The 26,330-nt window shown below is 72.8% G+C and carries 22 protein-coding genes; 16 read left to right on the top strand and 6 right to left on the bottom strand.

The genetic code is table 11. The annotated features are described in order from the left end of the window. Positions 1-20 precede the first annotated feature (20 nt). Entirely contained in the window at positions 21-1,055 is a 1,035-nt protein-coding gene (locus GC722_RS00245; protein WP_156606957.1) for a LacI family DNA-binding transcriptional regulator, read from the bottom strand. Between the two features lie 130 nt (positions 1,056-1,185). On the opposite strand from GC722_RS00245, the gene GC722_RS00240 reads away from it, so the two are divergent. The 9 genes from GC722_RS00240 (at position 1,186) to GC722_RS00200 (ending at position 12,822) form a co-directional block, all read left to right on the top strand. Next, positions 1,186-2,055, top strand: a complete 870-nt coding sequence (locus tag GC722_RS00240; protein WP_331714228.1) for a 2-hydroxy-3-oxopropionate reductase — start codon at positions 1,186-1,188, stop codon at positions 2,053-2,055. Continuing rightward, a complete protein-coding gene (locus tag GC722_RS00235) occupies positions 2,052-4,058 on the top strand; it encodes a beta-galactosidase (RefSeq protein ID WP_331714227.1) in 2,007 nt (668 codons plus the stop codon). Before GC722_RS00240 ends, GC722_RS00235 begins: the two co-directional genes overlap by 4 nt. Positions 4,059-4,154: 96 nt before the next feature. Then, on the top strand, positions 4,155-5,462 hold the full coding sequence (locus tag GC722_RS00230) for an ABC transporter substrate-binding protein (protein WP_156606954.1): 1,308 nt from the start codon (positions 4,155-4,157) through the stop codon (positions 5,460-5,462). A gap of 13 nt (positions 5,463-5,475) precedes the next feature. Further along, the gene (locus GC722_RS00225; protein WP_156606953.1) at positions 5,476-6,405 is read left to right on the top strand and encodes a carbohydrate ABC transporter permease; all 930 of its coding nucleotides are present in this window, start codon (positions 5,476-5,478) and stop codon (positions 6,403-6,405) included. 1 nt (position 6,406) lies between these two features. Then, a complete protein-coding gene (locus GC722_RS00220) occupies positions 6,407-7,321 on the top strand; it encodes a carbohydrate ABC transporter permease (RefSeq protein ID WP_156606952.1) in 915 nt (304 codons plus the stop codon). Beyond that, the gene (locus GC722_RS00215; RefSeq protein WP_156606951.1) at positions 7,321-8,277 is read left to right on the top strand and encodes a D-2-hydroxyacid dehydrogenase; all 957 of its coding nucleotides are present in this window, start codon (positions 7,321-7,323) and stop codon (positions 8,275-8,277) included. The genes GC722_RS00220 and GC722_RS00215 overlap by 1 nt, the downstream gene beginning before the upstream one ends. A 58-nt stretch (positions 8,278-8,335) precedes the next feature. Then, on the top strand, positions 8,336-9,415 hold the full coding sequence (locus GC722_RS00210) for a LacI family DNA-binding transcriptional regulator (RefSeq protein ID WP_156606950.1): 1,080 nt from the start codon (positions 8,336-8,338) through the stop codon (positions 9,413-9,415). A gap of 112 nt (positions 9,416-9,527) precedes the next feature. Then, complete coding sequence (locus GC722_RS00205) at positions 9,528-11,399, top strand: glycoside hydrolase family 2 protein (protein ID WP_197429627.1); 1,872 nt, start codon at positions 9,528-9,530, stop codon at positions 11,397-11,399. Between the two features lie 13 nt (positions 11,400-11,412). Continuing rightward, positions 11,413-12,822, top strand: a complete 1,410-nt coding sequence (locus GC722_RS00200; protein ID WP_156606949.1) for a sulfatase family protein — start codon at positions 11,413-11,415, stop codon at positions 12,820-12,822. A 181-nt stretch (positions 12,823-13,003) separates the two neighbouring features. Here the strand turns inward: GC722_RS00200 and GC722_RS00195 are convergent, their stop codons facing one another. From GC722_RS00195 to GC722_RS00175, 5 genes are all read right to left on the bottom strand, one after another. Then, positions 13,004-14,002, bottom strand: a complete 999-nt coding sequence (locus GC722_RS00195; protein ID WP_197429626.1) for a LacI family DNA-binding transcriptional regulator — start codon at positions 14,000-14,002, stop codon at positions 13,004-13,006. A 124-nt stretch (positions 14,003-14,126) separates the two neighbouring features. Next, positions 14,127-15,590 (bottom strand): sulfatase-like hydrolase/transferase, encoded by a 1,464-nt coding sequence (locus GC722_RS00190; protein ID WP_156606948.1) that lies wholly within the window; start codon positions 15,588-15,590, stop codon positions 14,127-14,129. Then, positions 15,587-16,465 carry a carbohydrate ABC transporter permease gene (locus GC722_RS00185; RefSeq protein WP_331714226.1) on the bottom strand — a complete coding sequence of 293 codons (879 nt, stop codon included), beginning with the start codon at positions 16,463-16,465 and terminating at the stop codon, positions 15,587-15,589. Before GC722_RS00185 ends, GC722_RS00190 begins: the two co-directional genes overlap by 4 nt. Continuing rightward, positions 16,462-17,436: a carbohydrate ABC transporter permease gene (locus tag GC722_RS00180; protein ID WP_197429625.1), complete on the bottom strand. Its 975-nt coding sequence runs from the start codon at positions 17,434-17,436 to the stop codon at positions 16,462-16,464. The genes GC722_RS00185 and GC722_RS00180 overlap by 4 nt, the downstream gene beginning before the upstream one ends. Then, positions 17,433-18,962, bottom strand: a complete 1,530-nt coding sequence (locus tag GC722_RS00175; protein WP_156606947.1) for an ABC transporter substrate-binding protein — start codon at positions 18,960-18,962, stop codon at positions 17,433-17,435. Before GC722_RS00175 ends, GC722_RS00180 begins: the two co-directional genes overlap by 4 nt. A gap of 576 nt (positions 18,963-19,538) precedes the next feature. Between GC722_RS00175 and GC722_RS00170 the strand changes: the two genes are divergently transcribed. The 7 genes from GC722_RS00170 to GC722_RS00140 all read left to right on the top strand — a co-directional run bounded on the left by GC722_RS00170 (position 19,539) and on the right by GC722_RS00140 (position 26,318). Next, the gene (locus GC722_RS00170; RefSeq protein WP_231747257.1) at positions 19,539-20,849 is read left to right on the top strand and encodes an ABC transporter substrate-binding protein; all 1,311 of its coding nucleotides are present in this window, start codon (positions 19,539-19,541) and stop codon (positions 20,847-20,849) included. Beyond that, positions 20,849-21,808 carry a carbohydrate ABC transporter permease gene (locus tag GC722_RS00165; protein ID WP_156606945.1) on the top strand — a complete coding sequence of 320 codons (960 nt, stop codon included), beginning with the start codon at positions 20,849-20,851 and terminating at the stop codon, positions 21,806-21,808. The genes GC722_RS00170 and GC722_RS00165 overlap by 1 nt, the downstream gene beginning before the upstream one ends. A gap of 1 nt (position 21,809) precedes the next feature. Then, positions 21,810-22,709: a carbohydrate ABC transporter permease gene (locus tag GC722_RS00160; protein ID WP_331714225.1), complete on the top strand. Its 900-nt coding sequence runs from the start codon at positions 21,810-21,812 to the stop codon at positions 22,707-22,709. A gap of 55 nt (positions 22,710-22,764) precedes the next feature. After that, a complete protein-coding gene (locus GC722_RS00155) occupies positions 22,765-23,547 on the top strand; it encodes an IclR family transcriptional regulator (protein ID WP_156606944.1) in 783 nt (260 codons plus the stop codon). 66 nt (positions 23,548-23,613) lie between these two features. Further along, complete coding sequence (locus GC722_RS00150) at positions 23,614-24,699, top strand: mandelate racemase/muconate lactonizing enzyme family protein (protein ID WP_331714224.1); 1,086 nt, start codon at positions 23,614-23,616, stop codon at positions 24,697-24,699. 27 nt (positions 24,700-24,726) lie between these two features. Beyond that, positions 24,727-25,542, top strand: a complete 816-nt coding sequence (gene kduI, locus GC722_RS00145) for a 5-dehydro-4-deoxy-D-glucuronate isomerase (RefSeq protein WP_331714223.1) — start codon at positions 24,727-24,729, stop codon at positions 25,540-25,542. Continuing rightward, complete coding sequence (locus GC722_RS00140; protein WP_331714222.1) at positions 25,539-26,318, top strand: SDR family oxidoreductase; 780 nt, start codon at positions 25,539-25,541, stop codon at positions 26,316-26,318. Before kduI ends, GC722_RS00140 begins: the two co-directional genes overlap by 4 nt. Positions 26,319-26,330: the final 12 nt, after the last annotated feature.

Genomic DNA, 26,330 nt, shown 5'->3' with positions numbered 1-26,330 from the left:
CCCCCGGCCGTCCGGGCCCGTCAGGACCCGGGCGGCGGGGGCGCGGTCGAGCCGCGGACCAGCAGCTCCTCGTCACCGCTCCAGTCGAGCTCGGGCACCTCGATGCCCAGCTCGCGCAGCATCAGCTGCGCCGCCACCTGCCCGCGCAGCACGACCTGGCGCTGCACCGTGGTCAGCGGTGGGTCGATCCAGGCACCCACCGGCAGACCCTCGGCGCCGATCACCGACAGGTCCTGCGGGGTGCGCAGCCCGAGGTCGCGGGCGGCCTTGATGCCGGCGATGGCCATGGTGTCGTTGCCGTAGAGCAGCGCGGTCGGCGGCGTGGGGCCGCGGAGCACCTCGCGGGTGGCCCGCGCGCTGGCCTCGCCGGAGTACGCGGTCGAGACCACCGCGGACAGCTCGAGCCCGTGCGCGCGCACCGACGCCTCGAAGGCCTCCCGCCGCAGCATCGCCTGCACCCGGTCGCGGGGGCCGCCGATGAAGCCGAGCCGTCGGTGCCCGAGCGAGGCCAGGTGCTCCACCGCCTGGTCGATGGCCGGGCGCGGGTCGGTGCGCACGTGCGGGACCGGGTCACCGGCCTCCGGCGTCCCCACCAGGACCGCGGGCAGCCCCAGCTCGCGCAGCAGCGCCGGGCGGTGGTCGCCGACCACGCTGTCGGTGAGGATCGCGCCGTCCACCCGGCCGGCGTCCACCAGCTGCCGGTAGATGTCGGCCTCGCCGTCGCGCGACTCGTCCACCAGGTGCAGCAGCAGGCCGTAGCCGCGGCTGCTCAACGTGGTCTCGATGCCGGTGATCAGCTCGGCGGTGGTCACCGACACCGACGGCGGCCCGTCGTGGCCGTTGAGGACCAGGGCCACGGTCTGCGAGCGCGCCCGGCGCAGCGCGACGGCGTGCGCGCTGGGCTGCCAGCGCAGGTCGCGCGCCGCCTGCAGCACGCGTGCCCGGGTGGCGGGGGAGATCGAACCGGTGCCGTTGAGCACCTTCGACACCGCCGTCTTGGAGACGCCCGCCCGCTCGGCGACGTCGTTGATGGTGGCCCGTCCGGACCGTCCCATGGCCACACCCCCTCCTGCACCGGGATACCCGACGACCGGGTCTTGCTCCACGGGCAGGCCTACACTAGTGTACCGGTACACCAGGTGTAACGGTGCACCACTGGGCGTGCACCACGGACGAGGAGGTTCTGTGGCAGTCGGTTTCATCGGTCTGGGCGTGATGGGGATCCCCATGGCCAGCAACCTGATCACCGCGGGTCACCAGCTGGTGGTGCACCGGGTCCGTGAGCGCTCGCAGCCGCTGGTGGAGCAGGGCGCCGTCGCGGCGGGCTCCCCCCGCGAGGTGGCCGAGCAGTGCGAGGTCGTCATCTGCATGCTCCCCGACACCCCCGACGTCGAGACGGTGCTCTTCGGCGAGGACGGCGTGGCGGCGGGCCTCGCCCCCGGTTCGCTGGTGGTCGACATGTCATCCATCTCCCCCGTCCGGACGGTCGAGTTCGCCGGGCGGATCACCGCGGCCGGCAGCGACTACGTCGACGCCCCGGTCTCCGGCGGCGAGGTCGGCGCCCGCGACGGCGCGCTCACCGTCTTCGTCGGCGGCGACGACGCCCCGGTGGCCCGGGCGATGCCGCTGCTGCAGGTGATGGGCCGCAAGATCACCCACATCGGCCGCGTCGGCGCCGGCCAGACCGCCAAGGTGGCGAACCAGGTCATCGTCGCCCAGACCATCCAGGCCGTGGCCGAGGGTCTGGCGCTGGCCCGGGCCGCGGGCGTGGACCCGGCGGTGGTGCGTGAGTCGCTCTCCGGCGGGTTCGCCTCCTCCCGCATCCTCGAGCTGCACGGCCAGCGGATGCTCGACGGCACCTTCGAGCCCGGCTTCCGGCTCCGGCTCCACCGCAAGGACCTGTCGCTGGCCCAGCAGGCGGCCGAGCACCTCGGCATCACGCTGCCCGGCACCGCCGTGGTCGCCGCCCAGATGGACGCCGCCCTGGCCCGGGACTGGGGCGAGCTCGACCACTCCGCCCTCATCCGGCTGGTCTCCGACGAGGCCGCCGAGTGAGCACCGCACCGGCCAGGCCCTGGTGGCAGCAGCCCTTCCGCACCTTCCAGACCAACCTGCGCGAGATCGACGCCGGCCTGGACGTGGAGGCGGTGCTGGACTTCATCGAGGACTACGGCGCCGGCGTCTGGCTGCTCAGCGTGGGCGGCATCATCGCCAACCACCCCAGCGACCTGGCCAGCCAGACCGTCAACCCCGCCCTGGCCCAGCGACCCTCCGGCGACCTGGTCGGCGACGCCACCGCCGCCGCGGCCGCCCGCGGCGTCCGGGTGCTCGGCCGGATGGACTTCTCCAAGGTCGACCGGCGACGCGCCGAGGAGCACCCGGAGTGGTGCTTCGTCGACGCCGACGGCGCCAACCAGGTCTACAACGACTACGTCAGCGTCTGCCCCAGCGGCGACTACTACCAGCACGAGGTCTTCGAGATCGTCGCCGAGGTGCTGCAGCGCTACCCCCTCAGCGGCTTCTTCTTCAACTGGATGTCGTTCAACGAGTACGACTACAGCCGCCGCTACTGGGGCGTCTGCCACTGCGGCTCGTGCCAGCGCGGGTTCGCCGAGCACGCCCCCGGTACCCCGCTGCCCCGCGGCAAGGGCGACCCCGGCTACCCCACCTGGCGACGGTGGTCGGCCGGCGTGCTCGACGACCTCACCGCCCGGATGCGGGCCCACGTCCAGCGGCTCAACCCCGAGGCCGCGCTCATCCTCGGCGACCGGGCCGACATCACCTTCCACGAGGCGAACAACGCCGTCGGGCGCCCGATGTGGCACCACGCCACCGCCGAGGCCGTCAGCGCCGCCCGCTCCTCGCGCGCCGACCGGCCGGTGCTGGTCAACTCCGTGGGCTTCGTCGACATGCCCTACCGGTGGGCGGGCGAGGACCCCGAGCACTTCGCGCAGTACCTGCTGCAGGCGATCGCGCACGGCGCCCAGCCGTCCACCTACGTGATGGGGACGCCCGCGGACAGCCCCTTCGGCGCGCTGGCCACCGGTCGGGAGATCACCCGCTTCCACCGCGACCACGCCGACCTCTACACGGGCCTGCACTCGGTCGCCCGGGTCGCCCTGGTGCGCGGCGCCGATCCCGACGACCCGGACTTCGAGCGTCGGACCGATGAGTTCCAGGGCTGCTACCTCGGCCTCGGCGAGGCCCACGTCCCCTTCGACGTGGTCCGCCTCGACCGCCTCGCCGAGGTCGCCGCCGACCGCTACGCGCTGCTGGTGCTGCCCGACCTGGGACCGCTGCCGGCTGCCGCGGTGGCGGCGCTGCGGGCCGCGATGGCCGCCGGGGCGTCGGTGGTGGCCACCGGGGACTCCGGCTGGGAGCAGGACACCTGCCAGCTCGTCGACCAGCCGCTGGCCCGGCGCGTCGCCCGGTTCACCGGCGAGGAGTCGCTGCGGTCGCTGCACCTGCGCCTCGACGGCACCTTCCCCGGCGACCTCGCCCCGGTCCTGGGCGCCTTCGAGGTGCTGCGGCCGACGGCGGCGGCCACCACCGCGTGGCCCTCGCTCGGGCGCGCCCGCTACGGACCTCCGGAGGCCTGCTACGGCCACCGCGACACCGCCCACCCGGGCTGGCTGAGCGGCGACGTCGGGGCGGGACGGCTGGCGCTGATGCCCTGGCGTCCCGGGCTGGTCTACCGCCGGCTCGGGCTGGGCCGGGTGCGGGACGCCTGGGTCGAGCAGGTTCTCGCGCTCACCACCGAGCCGCTGCGGATGGTGACCACGCTGCCGCTGCAGGTGCAGGTCGTCCCGGCACGCTTCGACACCGGCATCGCCGTGCACCTGCTCAACCACTCCGGGGACGCGGCGCAGCGGTCGCTGCCGCCGGTGACGGTGGCGCCGGCGCGGCTGTGCGTCCCCGTCGGCCCCGGGTCGCAGGAGCTGCGGGTGCGGTGTCGGGTGGCCGGCGTCGAGCCGTCCTGGCGGCGGGTGGGGGACGACCTCAAGATCGAGCTGCCCGCGATCGACCGCTTCGAGGTGCTGACCGTAGAGAACGTATAACGGTCAGGCATGCACTATTGACAGACAATCTCTGCGCTCCGCAGAGTGGACCAGAACCCGGGCCCAGGCCCAACTCGCAACGACGGGAGTACGACGATGAACGCAGTCAGCCGTAGGAAGCTGTTCCAGCTGTCGGCACTGGTGGGCGGTGGTCTGGCCGGGTCCAGCGCCCTCTCGGCCTGCGGCGGGGTGGGTGGCGGCGGGGACTCCGCCGGCGCCCTGCGCTACGCCATGTGGGGCAACAACGTCCGCCAGCAGAACTACTCCAAGGCCTTCGAGGAGATGCAGGCCGCGGTGCCCGACCTCCAGATCGCCATGGAGTTCGCCGACTACACCGCCTTCCAGGAGCGGATGACCACCCAGATGGCGGCGCGCAACGTGCCCCACGTGTTCTGGGTGCCGTCGCCGCAGGTGATGACCTACTACGCCAACGACCTCTACCGCGACCTGGAGGGCATCGAGACCCTCGACCTGTCCGACTACTCCCCCACCGACCTCGACGGGTTCAAGCTCGACGGCAAGCTGAACACGATGCCGTTCGGCATCTTCGTCCCGGTGCTGCGCTACAACACGACCTTCGCCGAGGAGGACGGCGTGGAGCTGCCCGAGGACGGCGCCGGCTGGACCTGGGACTCGCTGGCCGAGCTGGCCAAGGACTACTCCGCCAACAGCTCGCAGGGCCGCAAGGCGCTCTCCTACGGCGCCGAGCACGACCTGTCGTTCGAGAACTGGCTGCGCCAGCGCGGCGAGCAGCTGTGGACCGAGGACGGCCGCGTCGGCTTCACCCAGGACGGCCTGGCCAGCTGGATCGAGTGGTGGGAGGACCTGCGCAAGGCCGGTGCCACCACCTCGATCAGCGAGCAGGACGGGGTGGCTCCCGACTGGCCGACCGTCGGGGACAAGATCCTGATGAACTTCGGCAACTCGAACCACATCATCGACGACGCCCAGCAGTTCCCCGACTACGACTTCGCGCTGCGCCACCCCCCGGTGGCCGAGGACGCCCCGGAGGGCTTCCAGTACCTGTACTACCCGCGGATGGCGGTGTACTCCGGCGCCGAGGACGACATGGTGGCCAAGGCCGGGCAGGTGCTCACCTACTGCACCTCCACCGTGGAGATGCTCAAGACGGTCGGGCTCACCATGGGCGCCCCGGTCAACCCGCGGGTGGCCGAGGAGATCGCCCCCAGCGCCACCGCCGACGAGCAGGAGATGCTGCGCATCGTCGCCGAGGACCGGGCCGTGGAACGCAAGCCGCGCTACGAGGCGCCTCCCGGCTCCAGCACCTGGCGCACCGTCATGGGTCGGGTGCTGGAGGAGGTCACGCTGGGCAGCAGCAGCATCTCCGAGGCGGCCAGCTCGATGATCGACGAGGTCACCACCGCCATCGAGCGCGCGGCGTGAGCGGGGCGCGACGATGACGGTCACCACCGCCGCGGCGGACGCCCCCGAGGCGCCGCCGCGGGCGCGCGGCCGCCGGCGTCAGGAGCTGGCCGCGCACGTCTTCATGACCCCGTGGCTGGTCGGCCTGCTCGCCGTCACGGCCCTGCCGATGCTGGCCTCGCTGTACCTGGCCTTCACCGACTACAACATCCTCTCCAGCCCGGAGTTCATCGGCGCGGACAACTTCGTCCGGCTCGTCGACGACGACCGGTTCTGGGCCTCGGTGCGGGTGACCCTCACCTACGTGCTGGTCTCGGTGCCGCTGCAGCTCGGGTTCGCGCTGCTGCTGGCGCTGCTGCTCGACAAGGGCATGCGCGGGCTGGCGATCTACCGCAGCGCCTACTACCTGCCGTCGCTGCTGGGCACCAGCGTGGCCGTGGCGGTGCTGTGGCGCCAGATCTTCGGCCACGACGGCCTGGTCAACCAGGCCCTCGCGCTGGTCGGCATCGAGGGCAGCAGCTGGCTGCAGAACCCGCAGACGGCGCTGGGGACCCTGGTGGTGCTCAACGTCTGGACCTTCGGCTCGCCGATGGTCATCTTCCTGGCGGGGCTGCGCCAGATCCCGCACGAGCTCTACGAGTCGGCCCGGGTCGACGGGGCCTCGGTGCTGCGCCAGTTCGCGCACATCACGGTCCCGATGCTGACGCCGATCATCTTCTTCAACCTGATCCTGCAGACGATCGGGGCCTTCCAGTCCTTCACCCAGTCCCACGTCGTCAGCGGGGGCACGGGCGGACCGGTGGACTCGACGCTGTTCTACACCCTGTACGTCTACCAGCAGGGCTTCGTCAGCTTCGACATGGGCTACGCCTCCGCGCTGGCCTGGGTGCTGCTGGTCTTCATCGCCCTCATCACGGCCGTGCACTTCGCCCTGTCCAGGTACTGGGTCCACTACGGAGACTGAGATGAGCGAACAGATCCTCGACCGCACCCTCGAGCCGGTGCAGCGCCCGGCCACCGCGCCGCCTCCTCCCGCGACCGTCGGCCGACGCCGCCGGGTGCGCACCGCCTGGCTGCGTCACCTGGGGCTGATCGTCTTCGGCCTCTTCATGCTCTACCCGCTGCTGTGGATGACGGTCAGCGCGTTCAAGCCGTCCAACCTGGTGCTGAGCGACCCGAGCCTGATCCCGAGCGAGCTCACCCTGGACAACTTCCGGCAGGGCTGGACCAGCGCCAACCAGCCGTTCTGGGTGTTCTTCGGCAACTCGCTGGTGGTGGCGGTCAGCTCGATCGTCGGCAACCTGTTCTCCTGCTCGCTGACCGCCTACGCGCTGGCGCGGCTGGAGTTCCGGGCCCGCAAGCTCTACTTCGCGATCGTGCTGGTCTCGGTGATGCTGCCGATGCACGTCGTGGTGATCCCGCAGTACATCGTGTTCTCCCAGCTGGATCTGGTGAACACGTTCGTGCCGCTGATCCTGCCGAAGTTCCTGGCCACCGACGCCTTCTTCATCTTCCTGATGGTGCAGTTCATCCGCAGCATCCCCCGCGACCTGGACCAGGCGGCCTGGCTCGACGGCGCCGGCCCGTTCAAGACGTTCTGGTACGTGGTGCTGCCGCTGATGCGACCGGCCCTGGTGACCACGGCGATCTTCACCTTCATCTGGACCTGGAACGACTTCTTCGGCCAGCTGATCTACCTCACCGAGTCCTCGGTGTTCACCGTCCCGGTGGCGCTGAACTCGCTGGTGGACAGCCAGAGCCAGAGCGGCATCGGGATGCTGCTGGCGATGTCGGTGCTGACGCTGCTGCCGATCCTGGCCTTCTTCGTCTTCGCGCAGAAGTACCTGATCCAGGGCATCTCCACGACCGGGCTGAAGTGATGCCGACCGTCCTGACCAAGGCCCCGGCCGACCCGGACGTCGACCGGCTGCGGGCGGTCCTCGACGGGCACCGCGTGGTCGAGGTGGAGGCGCTCACCCGCGCCGCCTGCGAGCGGGCGGGCGTCGACCCGGCGGAGGTCGGGGCGGTGCTGGGCGCGTCCAGCACCGACGACCTGTCGCTCTTCCCGGCGCTGGAGTGGGTCCACAGCGGCGCGGCCGGGGTGGACGCCTGGGTGGCCGCGGACGCGGTGCCGGCGGGGGCCCGGCTGACCAGCGCCGTGGGCAACGGTGCCGTCCCGCTGGCCGAGCACGCGCTGATGCTGATGCTGCAGCTGAGCCGGTCGGCCCCGCGGTGGGCGCAGGCCCAGCGGGAGCACCGGTGGGACCGCTTCGTCCACGGCGAGCTGGCCGGCAGCACGCTGGGGCTGGTGGGTCTGGGCCACAGCGGCACCGACCTGGCGGGCAAGGCACTGGCCTGCCACATGTCGGTGCTGGCGCTCACCGGACGACCCCGCGACACCGAGGTCCCCGGCGTCACCCTGCTGCACGGCCAGGACGGGCTGCGCCAGCTGCTCGCCGGGTCCGACCACGTGGTGGTGACCTGCCCGCTGACCGCCCGCACCCGTGGGCTGATCGGCGCCGAGGAGCTGTCGTGGATGCGTCCCACCGCCTTCGTGGTGGTCGTCTCCCGCGGCGGCGTGGTGGACGAGGACGCCCTGGTGGCGGCGCTGCGGGCGGGCACCATCGCCGGGGCCGGGCTGGACGCCCACCCGGTGGAGCCGCTGCCGGCCGACAGCCCGCTGTGGGACCTGCCGAACGTGGTCGTCACCCCGCACAACGCGGCGACCACCCCGCAGACCGCCGAGCGCGGCCGGCAGATCCTGCTCGACAACGCCCGCCGGTGGGCGGCCGGGCTGCCGCTGCGCAACGTGGTCGACCTCGATCGGGGGTACTGAGGCCGGGAGCGCTCGGTAGCATGCCCGCACCGCAGTGCGGTGAGCCCGGAGGAGCCTCATGCCAGTTCGACAGGCCGACGTCGCCAAGGAGGCCGGCGTCTCGCCACGCACCGTCTCCAACGTGATCAACGGCCACCCGCACATCCGCCCCGAGACCGCCCGCCGGGTGCGCGAGGCCATCGCCAAGCTGAGGTACGTGCCGAACCCGTCGGCGCAGACGCTGCGGACGGGCCGGGTGGGGATCCTGGGGTTCGCGGTGCCGGACCTGTCGCTGCCCTACTTCGCCGAGCTGGCCACGCTGATGACCCGGGAGGCGGCCGAGCGCGGCTACACCCTGCTGCTGGACGTCACCTCCGGCCGGGCCGAGGCCGAGCAGCACGTCGTCAGCGGGCTGCGGCCGCGGGTGATGGACGGGCTCATCATGTCGCCGCTGGCGCTGTGCCCCGAGCAGCTGACCGACTCCGCCGGCGGCAAGCCGCTGGTGCTGCTCGGCGAGTGGGGGGTGCAGAAGTCGCCGCTGGCCTACGTCGGGGTCGACAACGTCACCGCGGCGGCCTCGGCCACCCGTCATCTGGTGGAGACCGGACGGCGGCGGATCGCGGCGGTCGGACCGGTCCGGGGCCGCACCGGTGGCGCCGCCAGCCAGCGCCTGGACGGCTACCGGCAGGCGCTGACCGAGGCCGGGCTGGCAGTCGACGAGCGGCTGGTCGTCGAGGTGGACCGGCTGGACCGCGAGGGCGGTCAGGCCGCCATGGCCGCGCTGCTGGCCGCCGGCGACCTGCCCGACGCCGTCTTCTGCTTCAACGACCTCGTCGCCATCGGCCTGTGCTGGGCCGCCCAGGAGGCCGGCCTGCGGATCCCCGCCGACCTCGCGGTGATCGGCTGGGACGACACCCCCGAGGCCCGCTGGGCCCGGCCGGCGATCAGCAGCGTGCGGGCCGACACCGAGCAGCTCGCCCAGCGCTCGGTCGCGGCGCTGGTCGGCCAGATCGAGCACGACGAGCCACCGCGGCACGAGTACGTCGCGCACCACCTGCGCGCGCGGACGTCCACCACCGGCCGGCCGTACCGTCCGGGCGAGACCGTCGAGGGCCCGGACTGGGAGCGTCTGCCCCCGCCGGCCGTCCGTCCCCGCTGAACCCGGCCGGCGGACCGGCTGCGCAGCCGTGCCCGTTGTGCTGGGATGATCGTTGCTACGTGGCACGGCAGACGCCCGTCCGCACCGAAGCCGACCCGAGGAGCCCACGCCCGTGTCCGACCTGGTCAGTCCCGACCTCCACCCCCGCCCCCAGCTCCGCCGCGACTCCTACCGCTGCCTCGACGGCCGCTGGGAGTTCGCCCACGACGACGAAGACACCGGGCTGGACGCCGGCTGGCACCGCGGCACGACCCCGCTGCCGCAGCGGATCGAGGTGCCGTTCTGCCCCGAGTCGCAGGCCTCGGGGATCGGCGACACCGGGTTCCACCCGGTGCTCTGGTACCGGCGCAGCCTGCGGCTGGACGAGGTCGAACCCGGCAGCGCGGTGCTGCTGCACCTGGGCGCCGTGGACCACACCTGCCAGGTCTGGCTGGACGGGGAGCTGGTCGCCGAGCACCGGGGTGGGATGACCCCGGTCACCGCCGACCTGACGGGCGTGCTCCGCCCCGGCCAGGAGCACTGGCTGGTGGTGCGTGCCGCCGACGACCCCACCGACGCCGCGCAGCCGCGGGGCAAGCAGGACTGGCGCACCACGACCCAGGGCATCTTCTACGACCGCACGTCCGGCATCTGGCAGACGGTCTGGCTTGAGGTCGTCCCCCGCCACCACGTCACCGAGCTGCACTGGAGCCCCGACCTGGCGCACGAGTCCGTGCACGCCGGGCTCGCCTTCTCCCGGGCACTGCCGGCGGGGTCCACGGTGCGGGTGGCGCTGCGGTTCGAGGACGAGCAGCTGGCCGAGCAGACCGTCGCGGTCACCGGCCGGCGGGCCGACCTGACCCTGCACCTGCCGGCGCTGGCCAACGCGATGGGGCGGCAGCGGCTGCTCTGGTCGCCGGAGCAGCCGCGGCTCGTGGACGCCGAGGTGGAGCTGCTGGTCCCCGGCGCGGCCCCGGACCGGGTGGACAGCTACCTCGGGCTGCGCAGCACCGAGGTCCGCGACGGCCGCTTCGTGCTGAACGGCCGGCCGTACTTCCTGCGGATGGTGCTCGAGCAGGGCTACTGGCCGGAGTCGCACCTGACGGCGCCGACGCCGGAGGCCCGACGCCGGGAGGTCGAGCTGATCAAGCAGCTCGGCTTCAACGGCGCCCGGATCCACCAGAAGGTGGAGGACCCGCGGTTCCTGTACTGGTGCGACCGGCTGGGGCTGGCGGTGTGGGGCGAGATGGCTAACGCCTTCGTGTTCCGGCCCGACGCCGCGGAGCAGCTGACCCGGGAGTGGCTGGACGTCGTGCGGCGGGACCGCTCGCACCCCTGCATCGTCACCTGGGTGCCCCTGAACGAGTCCTGGGGCGTGCCGCACATCGCCGTCCGCCCGGACCAGGCGCACTTCGCCAGTGCGCTCTACCACCTCACCAAGGCGGTCGACCCGACCCGTCCGGTCATCTCCAACGACGGCTGGGAGCACACCGAGTCCGACATCTGGTCGGTCCACGACTACAGCCCCGAGCCCGAGAGCATCCGCAGCCGCTACGGCACCACCGAGGCGGTCCGGCGCACCCTCACCGACCGCGGCCCCGGCCGGCACCGCGCGCTGCTCCACGGCGACGCGGAGGGCCCGCTGCGTCCGGTGATGATCACCGAGATGGGTGGGCTGTCGTGGGCGCCGGCGGCCGGCCAGCGCTGGTTCGGCTACGCGACCATCGGCTCGGAAGAGGAGCTGCTGGCGAGCATCACCGAGCTCGTCGCCGCGGTGACCGACAGCCCCGACGTGGCCGGCTTCTGCTGGACACAGCTGACCGACACCGCGCAGGAGACCAACGGCCTGCTCCGCGACGACCGCAGCCCGAAGGTCGACCCGGCCCGGTTGCACGAGGCCTTCACCCGGCCGTCGCGGGCCATCCCGGCCGAGGTCATCGACGTCTACCGCCGGCGCGCAGCGCAGGCCTCCGCCGCCACCTCGACCGAGCACGGCACCGCGTGAGCGGCTACGCCTCGTGAGCGCGGACCGTCCCGCGGTCCTGCTGATCACCACCGACCAGCTGCGCCGCGACACCCTCGGCTGCTACGGCGGCCGGGCGGTGGCCACCCCGAACCTGGACCGGCTGGCCGCGACCGCGCTGGTGCACGACCGGGCGCACACCGCCAGCCCCTGGTGCCTGCCCAGCCGCTCGTCGCTCATCACCGGCTGCTACCCCCGCACCCACGGGGCGCACAGCAACTTCCGCGACCGGCGGCTCTCCCCGGAGCGGCCGAACCTGTACAGCTCGCTGCAGCAGCTCGGCTACCGCACCACCCACGTCGGCAAGTGCCACTACGCACCGGTCCCCTACGGCGCCACCTCCCCCGACGCGACGCTGCCCTACGAGGAGTTCCACCGCTACTACCGCTCGCTGGGCATCGACCAGCTGGACCTGCAGGACGACAAGCAGGTGTCGGTGTGGTTCCGCGACGACTACGCCGCCGAGCTGGACGCCGCCGGTCACCTGGCGGCGTACCGGGCCTCGGTGTGGGACCGGGAGGCGGCGAAGGTGTTCACCTTCCCCGGCCCGGCCGAGTGGCACCCCGACGCCTGGGTGGGCCGCCGCGCCGTCGAGCGGATCCAGGCCGCCGGCGAGGGGCCGCAGTTCTTCTGGGTGTCGATCAGCGGCCCGCACTTCCCCTTCGACCCACCCGCGGAGTACCTCGACCGGGTCGACGTGGAGGCGATGGGGACGCCGTTCGTCGACGAGACCGAGCTCGACGAGACCCGGATGCACTGGTGGAGCCTGCACGGGGCACCCGGGCGGTGGATCGAGAGCGGGCGCAACGACCGGTTCGACGCCGACTACTGGCACCGGCTGCGGCTCCACTACCACGCCAACGTGGCGCTGATCGACGACGTGGTCGGCGACGTCCTGGACGCCGCCGAGCAGCGGTTCGGCGACGACCTGGTGGTGGCCTTCACCCCCGACCACGGCGAGATGCTGGGCAACCACGGCATCTGGGGGAAGGGGCACTGCTACTGGTCCGACGTGCTGGAGGTGCCGCTGCTGCTGCGGGCTCCGGGTGTGGCGCCAGGACGGACCGACCGGCTGGTCTCGCTGGTGGACCTCTACCCGACGCTGCTGGCGCGGGCTGGCGGCACCGTCGCGGAGGACCAGCCGCTCGACGGTCGCGACCTGCTCGGCCCCGACGCCGGGCACCGGCTGGTGCACAGCGAGGGCGAGGGGTTCGCGGTGGTCACCGACGGCCGGTACAAGCTGGTGGACGCGCAGGCCCACGGGCGGGACTTCGTCGAGCTCTTCGACCTCGAGCAGGACCCGCACGAGGTCCGCAACCGCTCCGGAGACCCGGCTCTGGCGGCGGTGGAACGGGACCTGCAGGCCGCTCTGACCCGTGCTCTGCTGCCGGCGGCGCTGCCCTGAGGTGGCTCACCCGGACACCGGGAGCGGCTGACGTCGGGTGGGGGTGTCGGGCCTAGGCAGCCCCTCGCAGGCCGCCTAGGCCCTGTGTCCTCGTGGCGAGCCAGCCACCCCCCGAGATCCGCTGGTTGCCACGTGGCACGAAAAGTGTGACATGCGCGGGGCCGAAACGGAAGACGGCCGCTCAGCCGACCGTGCTGGCGCGCGGGACGACCTCGAAACCGGCCGTGACGTGGCGCACCTCCCGCTGCCGGTCGGCGATGCGCTCGGCCAGCAGGGTGACCGCGTGGTCCGCGATGGCGGCGATGTCGAGCCGCACCGAGGACAGCGGCGGCCACAGGAAACGGGAGGCCGGCACGTCGTCGACGCCGATCACCGCGACGTCGGCGGGGATGGTCCGGCCGGCCTGCTGCAGGGCGTGCACGGCACCGAGCGCGAGGGCGTCGTTGAAGCAGACGAGGGCGTCGAAGGGCGCCCCCGAGGCGAGCAGCCGGTCGGTGGCCTGCTGACCGCTGGCGTGGTCCCAGTGCTCGACCACCAGCTCCAGCTCCGGCTGCGGACGGAGCCCGGCGGCCTGCAGGGCCTGCCGCACCCCCTGCAGCCGCGCCGCCGCCATGGTGTCCTCGGTGCTGGTGCCCAGCGCGGCGACCCGGGTGCGTTCCAGCTCGAGCAGGTGCCGGGTGGCCGCCTCCCCCACCGCGACGCTGTCCACGGTGACCCGGTCCAGCCCGGGGTCGGAGACCCGGTCGCCCAGCAGCACCAGCGGCACCTCCGCCGGCCTGTCGGCCAGCACGCGGGCCGAGACGCTGCGGGGGGCGAAGAGCAGCCCGTCGATCATCCGGTCGCGGATGCCGTCCAACACCAGCCGCTCTCGCTCGGGCGAGCCGTCGGTCTGGTCGACCAGCACCGTCCAGCGCAGCTCCTCGGCCGCCTTGATCACCGCGCGGGCCAGGGCCGCGTAGTAGGGGTTGTCGATGGCCGGGACCGCCAGCGCGATCACCCCGGTGCGGCCGGTGCGCAGGCTGCGGCCGAACAGGTTGGGCCGGTAGCCCAGCTCCTCGATGGCGGCGGTGACCTTGGCCCGGGTCGCGGGCGTGATGTGGGGGTAGCCGTTGACCACGTTGGAGACGGTCTTGATGGACACGCCGGCGCGCTGGGCGACGTCCTTCAGCCCCACGGCCACGACCCGCCTCCGTCCTCCCGGTGCCGGTCGAGCCTAGCCCGTGCGGCACCGGGCGATGCGCCGATCCGCTGCCGGCGGGCGGCCGCCGGCGACGGGTGGGCGGCGTCCGGACGGCTCCCCGCCCTCACCAGTGCGCGAGCCGCGGGCTGCTGCGGTCCTCGACCGCGACCAGCACGTCCAGCAGCAGGGCGGTCAGCCGGTGGCGGGTGGCGGCGGCGGCCTCGTCGTCCCACAGGTTGTGCAGCTCGTCGGGGTCGGCGGCCAGGTCGTAGAGCTCGCCCGAGCCGTCGCGGTTGCTGGTCGGCCGGCCGTGGTGCACCGCCAGCTTGTGGGAGCCGGAGCGCAGCATCGTGACGTGCACCGGCGGGTCGTAACCGTGCCCGGAGTCGCGGTACTGGCACAGCGCCCAGTCCCGGCTCCAGGCGTCGGGCTGCCCGGCGGCCAGCGGCAGCAGGCTCTCGCCCTGGTAGTCCCGCGGCGCGGCGACCCCGGCGGCCTCCAGCAGCGTCGGCGCCAGATCGACCCACTGCACCAGCTCGCTGCGCCGCTCCCCGGCCGGCAGCACGCCCGGCCAGCGCAGCAGCAGCGGCACCCGCACCGCGACGTCGTAGACCATCGGTCCCTTGAGCATCAGCTGGTGGTCGCCGAGCATCTCGCCGTGGTCGCTGGTGAACACCACCAGGGTGTTCTCGGCCAGCCCCTCGGCCTCCAGGGCGTCGAGGATCCGCCCTACCTCGTCGTCGACCAGGGTGACCATGGCGTAGTAGGCCCGGCGGGCCTCGGCCAGCTCGGCCTCGCTGTACTCCTGGTAGCCCTTGGCGTGCCCGGCGTAGGAGCGTCGCGACGCCTCGGTGAAGACCGGCGGCTTGCCCTCCAGCTCGCCGGGGACGGTCACCGGGTCGGGCAGGTCGACGTCGGCGTAGCGGTCCAGGTACTCCTTCGGCGCGCCGAAGCCGTGGTGGGGGTCGAAGAAGTTGGCGATGAAGCAGAACGGCTGGCCGTCGCGGCGGGAGGAGCGCAGGAAGTCGATGGTCTCCTCGGCGATCCAGTGGCTGTAGTGGGCCTCGGTGGGCATGGTGTCCCAGTCGTGCTCGCCCTCACCGCTCAGGGCGGCGGCGTACAGGTCGGGGTGGGCGGCCTGCAGCCAGCGGTGGTAGGCGTTCTCCGAGGAGCCGCGGTAGGGGTCGTGGGCCCAGCGGAAGACCCGCAGCCCGTCGTCGACGCGCGGCTCGGAGCGGCCGGCGAAGCAGGAGCCGAGGTGCAGCTTGCCGACCAGCCCGCAGTCGTAGCCGGCGTCGGCCAGCTCGCGGGTGAACAGCCGGGTCGACGGGTGCAGGTCGACCCCGTTGGCCCACAGCCCGTGGTTGGAGACGTAGCGGCTGGTCATCAGGGTGGCCCGCGAGGGCGCGCACACCGTGGACTGCACGTAGCAGCTCTCGAACAGCACCCCCTGGCCGGCGAGCCGGTCCAGGTTCGGGGTCTGGACGTGCGGGCTGCCGTAGGCGCCGAGGGCCTCGTAGCGCTGCTGGTCGGTGCAGATCAGCAGGATGTTGGGCGGCTGCGTGCCGCGGTCCGGGGTCTGGGTCATGACTTCACAGCTCCTGCGATTCCGTCGAAGAAGTAGCGCTGCAGCACCAGGAAGAGGGCCACGATGGGCAGCAGCGAGATGGTGCCGGCGGCGGCCATGCCCGGCCAGTCGACCGAGTTCTGGCCGACGAATGCCTGCATGCCGACGCTGAGGGTGCGCAGCTCGGGGCGGCTGAAGGTGAACACCAGCGGCAGGAAGAAGGCGTTCCAGGTGGCCAGGAAGGTCAGCACCACCACGGTCGCGGTGACCGGGCCCGCCAGCGGCAGCATCACCCGGGTGAAGATGGTGAAGAAGCCGGCCCGGTCGATCACCGCCGCCTCCTCCAGCTCGCGGGGGATGCCGCGGAAGTAGCCCATGTAGAGCAGCACCGCGGCCACGTGCCCGCCGCCGGAGAGGGCGACCACCATGCCGGTCAGCGAGTTGAGCAGGCCCAGCTGCTGGGTCAGCTCCACCACCGGGATGATGGTGTAGCCGGCCGGCACGAACAGCGTCACCACCAGCACCAGCAGCACCGCCTTGCGGCCGAGGAAGTCGTAGCGGGCCAGCACGTAGCCCGCCATGGCGCAGCGGATCACCACCACCGCCACCGTGCCGACGGTGACCAGCACGGTGTTGAGCATGTACCCGGCGAAGTCGGCGTCCACCCAGGCGCGGGCGTAGTTGCCCCACTGCGGCGACTCCGGCACCAGGTCGAGCCCGGCGGTGAAGACCTCGAGCTGGTCCTTGAGCGAGGCCGAGACCACCCACGCGAACGGGTAGACCCACACCGCCGCCACCGCCAGCAGCAGCACGGTCGCCAGCCACAGCCGCAGCCGTCGCGGGGAGCGTCGGCGGGGCGGGCGCACCGGGACGTCCGGTGCCGCGGCGGCGCTCACCGCCCGCCCCCGGCCAGCCGGCGGGCGGCCCGGATGCCGAGCAGCTGCCCGACGCCGATCACCAGCAGCACGAGTCCCAGCACCACGGCGGCGGCGGAGGCGAAGCCGAGCTGCGGCACCGAGCTGGCGAAGGCCCAGCGGTAGATGTAGAGCTCGATGACCTCGGTGGCGAAGAAGGGCCCGCCGCCGGTCATGGTCAGCATGAGGTCGAACACCTGCAGGTTCTGCTCCACCGTCAGCAGCGTGATGATGACGAGGAAGGGCACCATCAGCGGCAGCGTGATGGAGGTGAAGGTGCGGCGCGCGTCGGCACCGTCCACCTGGGCGGCCTCGACCAGCTCCCGCGGGATGGTCTGCAGCGCGGCGAGCCAGTAGATCATCGTGACGCCCAGCCACTTCCAGGTGTGGACGACCATGACCGTCCACAGCGCCGTCTCCGGCGAGCCCAGCCAGTCCACCGGCGGGATCCCCAGACCGCCCAGGGCCAGGTTCACCGGGCCGCTGGCGGGGTCGAAGATGAACTGCATCACGACGCCGACGATGGCCGTGGTGGTCACCACCGGCAGGAAGAAGGCGGTGCGGAACAGCCGCTGCAGCGGCAGCCGCGGGTGGTTCAGCAGGACGGCCAGCGCCAGCGCGGCGAAGACCCGCAGCGGGACCGTCACCACCATGAACAGCAGGGTGAGCTTGAAGGAGTTGAGGAAGAGCGGGTCGGCCAGGACGTCGGCGTAGTTCTGCAGCCCGACGAAGGTCTTCTCGCTCTCGAAGCCGCTCCACGACAGCAGCGAGTACCACCAGCTGGCCAGCACCGGCCACAGCGTGTAGGCGCCGTAGAGGACGGCCGTGGGCAGCAGGAACAGGTAGATCCACCAGCGGGCGGCGTGCTGCCTCGCCCGGTGCCGGCTCGCCGGGTCCGCTCCCGGGGTGGGGCCGGCGGCCGCGGTGGGCAGCGGCGCCGTCGTGGTGCTCACCGGGCGTAGCCGCTGACGTCGAAGTCGGTGCCGGGCTGCCACTCGGGGAAGGCCCAGCTCTCGACCGACACGTCGCCGCCGACCTCGGCGACGGCCTTCTCGCGGGCGGCGGTCAGCTTGTCGCTCAGCTCGCGGAGCGCGCCGCGGACGTCGCTGACCTGGCCGGAGAAGGCGCCCTGGACGATGGCCCCGAGCCCGGGCTCGACCGTGCCCATCGCGGCCTCGACGTCGGTGACCCCGGGGCGGGCCTGCGGGGCGGGGGCCACGAAGACCTGCTCGCCGAACATCTCGACCGCACGCTTGTAGGTGGGGTGGGCGCCGGAGCCGGCCACCGCGGCGAGGTCGAACGGGGGCTGGTCCATCGCCTCGGCGAGCCCGGCCTGGTACTCCTCGCCGACGAGCAGGGCCAGCAGTTCGGCGGCCTGGTCGACCTGGTCGGACTGGCCCGACACCCAGAAGGTGCCGCCGACCGGCGTGCGGTTGAGCACCGGGGCGCTGCCGTCGGGGGTGGGCAGCGCGCCCACGGCGAGCTGGTCGGCGAAGGCGGCGAAGTCGCGCACCACCACGCCTGGGCAGTAGGGGCCGTCGAGGAAGAAGGCGGCACCGCCGGCGGCCCAGCGCGCACGTCCGGCGCGGGCGTCCAGCGAGGAGCTGGCCGGGAAGAGCAGGCCGTCGGTCTGGAACGAGAGCAGGAACTCGATGGCCGAGACCACCGAGTCGTGGTGGTAGGCGTACTCCCCCGTCGACAGGTCGACGCCGTTGGAGCCGCCCTGGGTGGCGCCGGGGAAGCCGGCGGCCTGGGCGAGCTCCAGGACGAAGGTGGCCATCCGCTCGCCGAACTGCAGCGGCAGCAGCAGACCGGAGGTACCGCTGTCCTGCACCGCGCGGGCCGCGGCGCGCAGGTCGTCCCAGGAGGCCGGCGGGGTGTCCGGGTCGAGCCCGGCCGCCTCGACCGCCGAGCGGCTGTACCAGAGCAGGCCGTCGTACTGGCGGGTGCTGAAGATGGGGAAGGAGTACAGCTGGTCGTCGAAGGAGTGCAGGCCCTCGATCAGCGTGCCCTCGGGGACGGCCGAGCGCAGCTCCTCGCCGTTGGCCAGCGGGGAGAACCAGCCCTGGTTCATCAGCACCGACGGCGGGACGCCCACGCCGGCCAGGCTGAAGACGTCGGGCAGCTGCTGGCTGGAGAAGGCCAGCTGCAGCGCCTGCCCCTGCTCGTTGGGGTTGTAGACGGTGTACTCGACCTGGGGCCCGCCCTGGCCGGCGAAGCGCTGGAAGGTCGCCTTCTGCAGGTCCTGCAGGGGGGCGAACTGGTCCCACCAGGTCAGCGGACCGGTGCCGCCGGTGGTGCCGCCGCCGGTCGCGCCCGTGCCGGGCTGGCCGCCGGAGGGGCCGCCGCCACCCCCGGAGGGCGCGGTGCTGCAGGCCGCCAGCACGGCACCGGCGGCGACGCCGCCGGCTCCGGCCAGCAGCTGGCGTCGGGTCGGGAGCACGGCCGCCGCGCGGGCGGGAAAGCGGTTGTCGGTCATGGTGTCCACCTCGTCGTCGCACCTGTCGCTGCACCCCGCCCAAGCCGGCCGGTCAGCCTCCTCGGACAGTTCTACAATGTTGTATACAACAATGTAAAGGGTCGGCGCAGATCCCGCCCGACCGCCAGGCCCACCCCTCCCCGCCCGCACCCTGACCACGTGTATGTCGATGCGGGCACTCCCGGTGTGTCGCGGCGTGTCGCAGTGTGCGGCTACGTCGGCGTACACGTCCTCAGGGACGTCGCCCCCGCACCCTCGCGCGCGCACCCTCCAGCTCCGGCGGCCGCGCCTCGAGCCGTCGACCGGGCTCAGGCAGAGGGGTCGCCGGCGGTCATCCCTGCATTCGTGTACGCCGTGACGCCCGTACAGCCCGACACGCCGCGGCGCGCCGGGGATGACCGCATCGACATACACGCAGGCAGGGGCGGGCGGGGCGCCGGGCGAAAGGGCGGGGTCGACCCTTGACCGGCGCTGAGCGGCACCACTAGCCTTCCTGCTCATCGGGACACGAGTCCCGATGATCGGGACGACAATGGAGTGCCCATGACGGCCGCACCGAGATTGAGTCGGCGGACGATGTTGCGCGGGACGGGTGCCCTCGGGCTGGCGGGGATCGCGGGGCTGGCCGCGTGCGGCCGCCCGGTGGACGACAGCACCGAGCTGCCCCAGGTGAGCGGGGACTACGACGGCCCGCCGATCACCCTGCAGTTCTGGAACGGGTTGACCGGCGGCGACGGGCCGGTGATGCGGACGCTGCTGCAGGAGTTCACCGCTGCGCACCCGGCGATCCGCATCGAGATGTACGCGATCCCGTGGGGGAACTTCTACCAGAAGTTCCCGGCCGCGGTGGTGAGCGGACTGGCCCCCGACTTCGGGCTGATGCACAACTTCCAGGTGGCCACCAACGCCGCCCGCCGGGTCATCGTGCCGCTCGACCCGCTGGTCGACGCGCTCGGCCTGCAGGAGTCGGACTACCTGCCGGTCGTCTGGGGCTCGGGCCTCTTCCAGGGCCAGCGCTGGTCGCTGCCGCTGGACATGTGGCCCGACAGCCTCTTCTACAACCGGCGGGTGCTGGAGCAGGCGGGCCTGGACCCCGACGCCCCGCCCACCAACCGCGCCGAGTACGAGCACGCGCTCGAGGAGCTGCGCCGCCGCGACATCCAGGGCCACTGGCTGCCGGCCATCGACCCCCAGGGCGTGGGCCGCGGCTTCGACTCGCTGCTGTGGCAGATGGGCGGCGAGCTCTACGACGCCGAGGGCGGACGGGCGCTGTTCGGCGAGGACGCCGGCATCAGAGCCCTGGAGTGGCAGCACTCCCTCATCGCCAACGGCTGGAGCCCCAGCGACGTCAGCGGCTCCGACGCCAACGTCGCGTTCAAGAACGACCAGAACGCCTTCCTGTGGGGCGGCCCGGGCGCGCTGATCAACGACCTGGCCAAGGTCGAGGACCTCGACTGGGACGTCGCCCCGCTGCCGCAGATCGGCCCCCACCGGGCCGCCTTCTCCGGCTCGCACCAGTTCGTGCTGATGCGCCAGCGCGAGTTCGACCCCGACCGGGTGACGGCCGTGGTCACGTTCCTGCGCTGGATCATGGCCAACTCCATCGGCTGGGCCAAGGCCGGCCCGGTGCCGGCCCGGCTGCCGATCCTGCAGCAGCCCGAGTTCGCCGAGCTCACCGCCCAGTCGCACGTGGCCGAGGGGGTCGAGCACATCCGCTTCTACCCGCTGGTGCCCGGCATCGCCGAGGTCCAGACCACCATCCTCTACCCCGCGATCGGCGACGCCCTGCTCGGCCAGATCGCCCCCGCTGACGCCCTGGCCAGGGCCACCGAGCAGGCCTCGTTCCTGCTGGAGGAGAACCTGACCAAGTACCGAGAGGCCCGCTGATGACCGCCACCACCCCGGTCCCGGCGCCCGTGCGCGCCGTGGCCTCCGTCCGGGCGGGCGACCCGGGCCGGGCGCCGCACCGCCCCCGCGCCTGGACGCCCTACGCGTTCCTGGCACCCTTCCTGCTGATCTTCGTGACGTTCGTGCTGGCGCCGGCCCTCTACGGGTTCTGGATGAGCCTGCACAACTGGGACTTCTTCCTGCCCGAGCAGCCCTTCGTCGGGCTGCAGAACTACGTCGAGCTGTTCACCCCCGGCGCCCTGGTGGCCCAGCAGTTCTGGGAGAGCATGCGAGCCACCGGCATCTTCGTGGTGCTGTCGGTGCCGCTGCTGATGGTGATCCCGCTCGGCCTGGCGCTGCTGCTGAACCGCCGCTTCCGCGGCCGGACCTTCTTCCGCGCCGTCTTCTTCGCCCCCTACGTGCTCGGCGTCAGCGTCATCGGGCTGCTGTGGCAGTACCTGCTCAACGCCAACACCGGTCTGGTCAACGGCTACCTCACCCAGCTGGGCCTGGACGAGAAGATCCCCTGGCTGACCGCCCTGCCGTGGGTGTGGGTCTCCCTGGTCGGGGTGACGGTCTGGTGGACGATGGGCTTCAACTCCGTGGTCTACCTGGCCGGCCTGCAGGGCGTCGACGAGAACCTCTACGACGCCGCCAAGGTCGACGGCGCCGGCCCATGGCGCGAGTTCGTGCACGTCACCCTGCCCGAGCTGCGACCGGTGATCCTGTTCGTGCTCACCATGACGATCCTGGCCTCGGCCAACATGTTCGGGCAGTCCTACCTGCTCACCAGCGGCAACCCGTCCAACGAGACCCGCACGGCGATCATGTACATCGCCCAGGTCGGCCTGGAGCAGTTCCGCATGGGCAAGGGCGCAGCCATGAGCTACCTGCTCGCGCTCCTGCTGATCCTCGTCAGCGCCCTCAACTTCGTCTTCCTACGCCAGAAGGAGCGCTGACGTGGCGACCCTCACCGTCGACCGTCCCACCCTCACCCCCGAGACCGCCCCGGCCGCCCCGACCCGACGACGTCCCCGCGGCCTGACCGGCACGCTGCTGCTCTACGCCGCGCTGCTGATCCTGTCGGTGATCATCGTCGCGCCGCTGCTGTGGATGCTGTCCACCTCGTTCAAGACCACCGGGGACGCCACCGCGATGCCCCCGCAGTGGATCCCGCCGGAGCCGTCGGTGGAGGGCTACACCTCGCTGTTCGCCGACGCCCAGGCCCCGGTGCTGCGGTGGCTGGCCAACTCGGTGCTGGTGGCGGTGCTGCACACCGTGCTGGTGCTCGTCACCGCCTCCGCCGCGGCCTACCCGCTGGCCCGGATGCACTTCCGGGGACGCAACGTGGTCTTCGCGCTCATCATCGCCACGCTCTTCGTGCCCGGGTTCGTCTTCCTGATGCCGAACTACCTGATCGTGGACCAGCTGGACTGGCTGGACAGCATCTGGGCCCTGGTGGTGCCCGGCGCGGCCAGCGCGTTCGGTGTCTTCTTCCTGCGGCAGTTCTTCGCCTCGCTGCCCGAGGCGCTGGAGGAGGCCGCGCTGATCGACGGCGCCAACCGCTTCCAGATCTTCACCCGGGTGGTGCTGCCGCTGTCCAAGGCCCCGCTCGCCACCCTCGGCGTGCTGTCCTTCCTGGGCAGCTGGAACGACTTCCTCTGGCCGCTGTACGTGCTGTTCAACCCCGAGAACCTCACCCTGCCGGCGGGGCTGTCCACGCTGCGCGGCTCCTACGCCACCGACTACCCGGCGATCATGGCCGGCGCCGCGCTGGCCAGCATCCCGGTGCTGATCCTGTTCGCCTTCGTGCAGCGCTACGTCATCGCCGGTGTCGCCCGGTCCGGGCTGAAGGGCTGACGGCGTGGAGACCGCTGCCACCGGGCCCCCGCGCACGCTGGGGGAGAATTCGGAGATGAGCACCGAGGCGAGCACGACGTCGGCCGGCACCTTGGCCCGTGGTCTGGACATCCTGGAGTGGGTGGCCGAGGTGGAGCGCGGGTCGATGAGCGACCTGTGCGCGGCCCTGGGGCTGAGCCGCAGCGCCGGCTACCGCATCGTCGGCCAGCTGCGCGAGCGGGGCTACCTCGCCGAGGCCGGCGAGAACCACCTGCGGCTCGGGCCGGTAGCCATCCGCGTCGGGCTGCAGGCGCTGGAGGGGCTGGACCTGTTCAAGGTCACCCCCGACCACCTGCGGGCCCTGGTCGAGGACACCGAGGAGACGGCCTTCGTCGCCGTCCCCGAGGGGATCGAGATGGCCTACGTGATGCAGGAGGTCGGCCCGCAGGTGGTCAAGGTGTCGTCCAAGCTGGGCAGCCGGGCGCCGCTGCACGCCTCCGGTCTGGGCAAGGCCTACCTGTCGGCGCTGCCGGCCGCCGAGGCCGAGGAGATCGTCGCGGGCCTGGACCTCGTCGGCTACACCCCCACCACGCTGACCACCGTGCCCGCCGTGCTGGCCGCCGTCGAGCGGGCCCGCGAGCACGGCTACGCGATCGACGACTCCGAGCGGGAGCCGGGCGTGCGCTGCCTGGCCGCCCCGATCCGCGACGCCTCCCGGCGTCCGGTGGCCGCCATCAGCGTCGCCGGCCCGAGGGACCGCATCCTCGCCGCCGAGACCTCGATCATCGAGGCCGTCGTGGCCACCGCCCGTGCCATCTCCAGCAGCCTCGGCTGCCCGCCACCCCGCCCGTCCCGCTGACCCGTCCCCGAACCCTGCCCGCCCCCGAACCCTGCCCGACCCCACCGCCACGCCTGAGGAGCACCTGTGTCCCGGTCCGACCCGACCATCACCTCGATCGACCTCCACGCCCTGCCCACCCGCTACCCCCGCACCGTCGGCCGCAACGCCCGGCTGGGCAGCCACGGCTCCGGCGGGGAGTCGCAGGTCGCCGTGCTGCGCACCGACTCCGGAGCCGTCGGCTGGGGGCTGGTCGAGGGCGCCGGCGGGGACGTCGACGCCGCCGTCGGCCGGTCGCTGTCGGAGCTGCTCGACCCGGCCACCGGCGTCCGCTCCGAGGAGCACCGCTGGCTCGACATCGCCCTGCACGACCTGCTCGGCGTGGTCGAGGACGTCCCGGTGCACGCCCTGCTCGGCGACCACGGCCAGCCGACGGTGGAGCTCTACGACGGCGCCATCTACTTCGACGACCTCGACCCCGAGGACGCGCCCCGCGGGGTGGCGGTCACGCTGCAGAACTGCCTCGACGACCACGCCCTGGGCTACCGCGGGTTCAAGCTGAAGATCGGCCGCGGCAACCGCTGGATGCCCCGCCACGAGGGCGACCCGCGCGACATCGAGGTGACCCGGGCGGTGCGCGAGGCCTACCCCGACGCCAAGATCCTGGTCGACGCCAACGACGGCTACGACCTGCGCGGGTTCTGCCAGTACGTCGACGCCGTCGCCGACCTGGACCTGTACTGGGTGGAGGAGCCGTTCCTCGACGACGCCGACGACCTCGCCGCGCTGCGCCGCCACCTGGACGAGGTGAGCCCCAGCACCCGGATCGCGGAGGGCGAGACCTCCCCCGACGTGGACGCCCTGCTGCCCGTGGCCGGCCGCGGTCACGTCGACGTGCTGCTGATGGACGTCATGTCCTACGGGCTCAGCCGCTGGCGGGCGCTGATGCCGGAGCTCGTGCAGCTGGGCGTGAAGGCCTCCCCGCACGCCTGGGGACGTCCGCTGAAGACGCTGTACGCCGCCCAGCTCGCCGCCGGACTCGGCAACGTCGACATCGTCGAGGGCGTGCCCGGGACCACCGACGGCGTCGACACCTCGGCCTACCTGTTCGCCGAGGGCCACCTCACCGTGCCCGACCGGCCCGGCTTCGGCCTGCCCGTCCCGACGCCCTGACCACCCCCCACCCCGAGGAGCTGCCGCGTGCGCACCCTGCCCGCCACCCACCCCGACGACTTCGCCCGGCTCGACACCACCGCCCTGCGGGAGCGGTTCCTCGTCGAGGAGCTGTTCGTGCCCGGCCAGGTCACCTGGGCCCACGCCGCCGACGACCGGCTGCTGCTCGGCGGGCTGGTCCTGACCGACGACCTGATCCGGCTGGCGCCGCCGGAGCTGCTGGCGGCCGAGGCGCTGTGCTCGCGCCGTGAGCTGGCGGTGGTGTGCCTGGGAGGCCGGCTGACCGTCGACTGCGACGGCGAGGAGCACGGGCTGGACGAGCTGGACGTCCTGTACGTCGGCCGGGGCACCTCCGACATCACGGTCGCCGGCACCGGCCGGGCCTACCTGGTCTCCGCCCCCGCGCACGCCGACCACCCCACCCGGGTGGGACGCCGCGACGAGGTCTTCGCCGCCGACCTCGGCGAGCCGGAGCAGGCCAACGTGCGCACCATCCGGCGCTACGTGCACGCCGACGGCATCGCCTCGGCCAACCTCGTGCTCGGCATCACCACGCTGGCCCCCGGCAGCGTCTGGAACACGATGCCCTGCCACACCCACGCCCGGCGCACCGAGGTCTACCTCTACACCGGGCTGGGGACCAGCGGGCGGGTGGTGCACCTGGCGGGTCCGCCGGACGCCACCCGCTCGCTCGTCGTCGCCGACGACCAGGCGGTGGTCAGCCCCGGCTGGTCGGTGCACACCGGCGTCGGCACGAGCGCGTACTCCTTCGTGTGGGCGATGGCCGGGGAGAACCAGGACTACGCCGACATGCACCCGGTCGACGTGGCGGAGCTGCGGTGAGCGGGCAGCCGGTGGGGCGCAGCCCCTTCGACCTGACCGGCCGGACGGCCCTGGTGACGGGGGCCAGCCGCGGCATCGGGCTGGCCGTCGCCGAGGGGCTGGCGGCGGCCGGCGCCGACGTGGTCGCGGTCAGCGCCACGCTCGGTCCGGGCAGCGAGGTGGAGCGGCGGGTCACCGCGCTCGGCCGCCGCTGCGAGGTGGCCCAGGTCGACTTCACCGACCGCGACGCGGTGCTGGAGCTGGGCGAGCGGATGGCCGAACGCCGGCCGGGCGTGGACATCCTGGTCAACAACGCCGGCACGATCCGCCGGGCGCCCGCGGCCGAGCACCCGCTCGCCGACTGGGACGAGGTGCTGCAGGTCGACCTCAGCAGCCAGTTCGCGCTGACCCAGCAGCTGGCCCGGCCGATGCTGGAGCGGGGGTCGGGCAAGGTGATCTTCACCGCCTCGCTGCTGAGCTTCCAGGGCGGCATCACCGTGCCCGGCTACGCCGCCGCCAAGCACGGCATCGCCGGGCTGACGCGGGCGCTGGCGAACGAGTGGGCCGGCCGGGGCGTCAACGTCAACGCGATCGTCCCCGGCTACATCGCCACCGACAACAACACCGCGCTGCGCGAGGACCCGGTGCGCAGCGCGGAGCTGCTGGCCCGCATCCCCGCCGGGCGCTGGGGCGACCCGGCGGACCTGGCCGGGGCGGCGGTCTTCCTGGCCTCGTCGGCCTCGGACTACGTGCACGGCACGCTGCTGGCGGTGGACGGCGGCTGGCTGGCGCGCTGACGGCCGGGCCGC

Origin of the sequence: Auraticoccus cholistanensis, from assembly GCF_009742705.1 — a bacterium.
GTDB classification, from domain to species: domain Bacteria; phylum Actinomycetota; class Actinomycetes; order Propionibacteriales; family Propionibacteriaceae; genus Auraticoccus; species Auraticoccus cholistanensis.
Note: the sequence above shows the minus strand (reverse complement) of the source record. Positions and strands in the feature narration are given on the sequence as shown.

Excerpts from the sequence above, each read along its gene's own strand:
- GC722_RS00155 (WP_156606944.1), top strand. The coding sequence starts at position 22,765 with ATGAGCACCGAGGCGAGCACGACGTCGGCCGGCACCTTGGCCCGTGGT.
- GC722_RS00165 (WP_156606945.1), top strand. The coding sequence starts at position 20,849 with ATGACCGCCACCACCCCGGTCCCGGCGCCCGTGCGCGCCGTGGCCTCC.
- GC722_RS00215 (WP_156606951.1), top strand. The coding sequence starts at position 7,321 with ATGCCGACCGTCCTGACCAAGGCCCCGGCCGACCCGGACGTCGACCGG.
- GC722_RS00175 (WP_156606947.1), bottom strand. The coding sequence starts at position 18,962 with ATGACCGACAACCGCTTTCCCGCCCGCGCGGCGGCCGTGCTCCCGACC.
- GC722_RS00220 (WP_156606952.1), top strand. The coding sequence starts at position 6,407 with ATGAGCGAACAGATCCTCGACCGCACCCTCGAGCCGGTGCAGCGCCCG.
- GC722_RS00210 (WP_156606950.1), top strand. The coding sequence starts at position 8,336 with ATGCCAGTTCGACAGGCCGACGTCGCCAAGGAGGCCGGCGTCTCGCCA.
- GC722_RS00230 (WP_156606954.1), top strand. The coding sequence starts at position 4,155 with ATGAACGCAGTCAGCCGTAGGAAGCTGTTCCAGCTGTCGGCACTGGTG.
- GC722_RS00225 (WP_156606953.1), top strand. The coding sequence starts at position 5,476 with ATGACGGTCACCACCGCCGCGGCGGACGCCCCCGAGGCGCCGCCGCGG.
- GC722_RS00170 (WP_231747257.1), top strand. The coding sequence starts at position 19,539 with ATGTTGCGCGGGACGGGTGCCCTCGGGCTGGCGGGGATCGCGGGGCTG.
- GC722_RS00245 (WP_156606957.1), bottom strand. The coding sequence starts at position 1,055 with ATGGGACGGTCCGGACGGGCCACCATCAACGACGTCGCCGAGCGGGCG.
- GC722_RS00190 (WP_156606948.1), bottom strand. The coding sequence starts at position 15,590 with ATGACCCAGACCCCGGACCGCGGCACGCAGCCGCCCAACATCCTGCTG.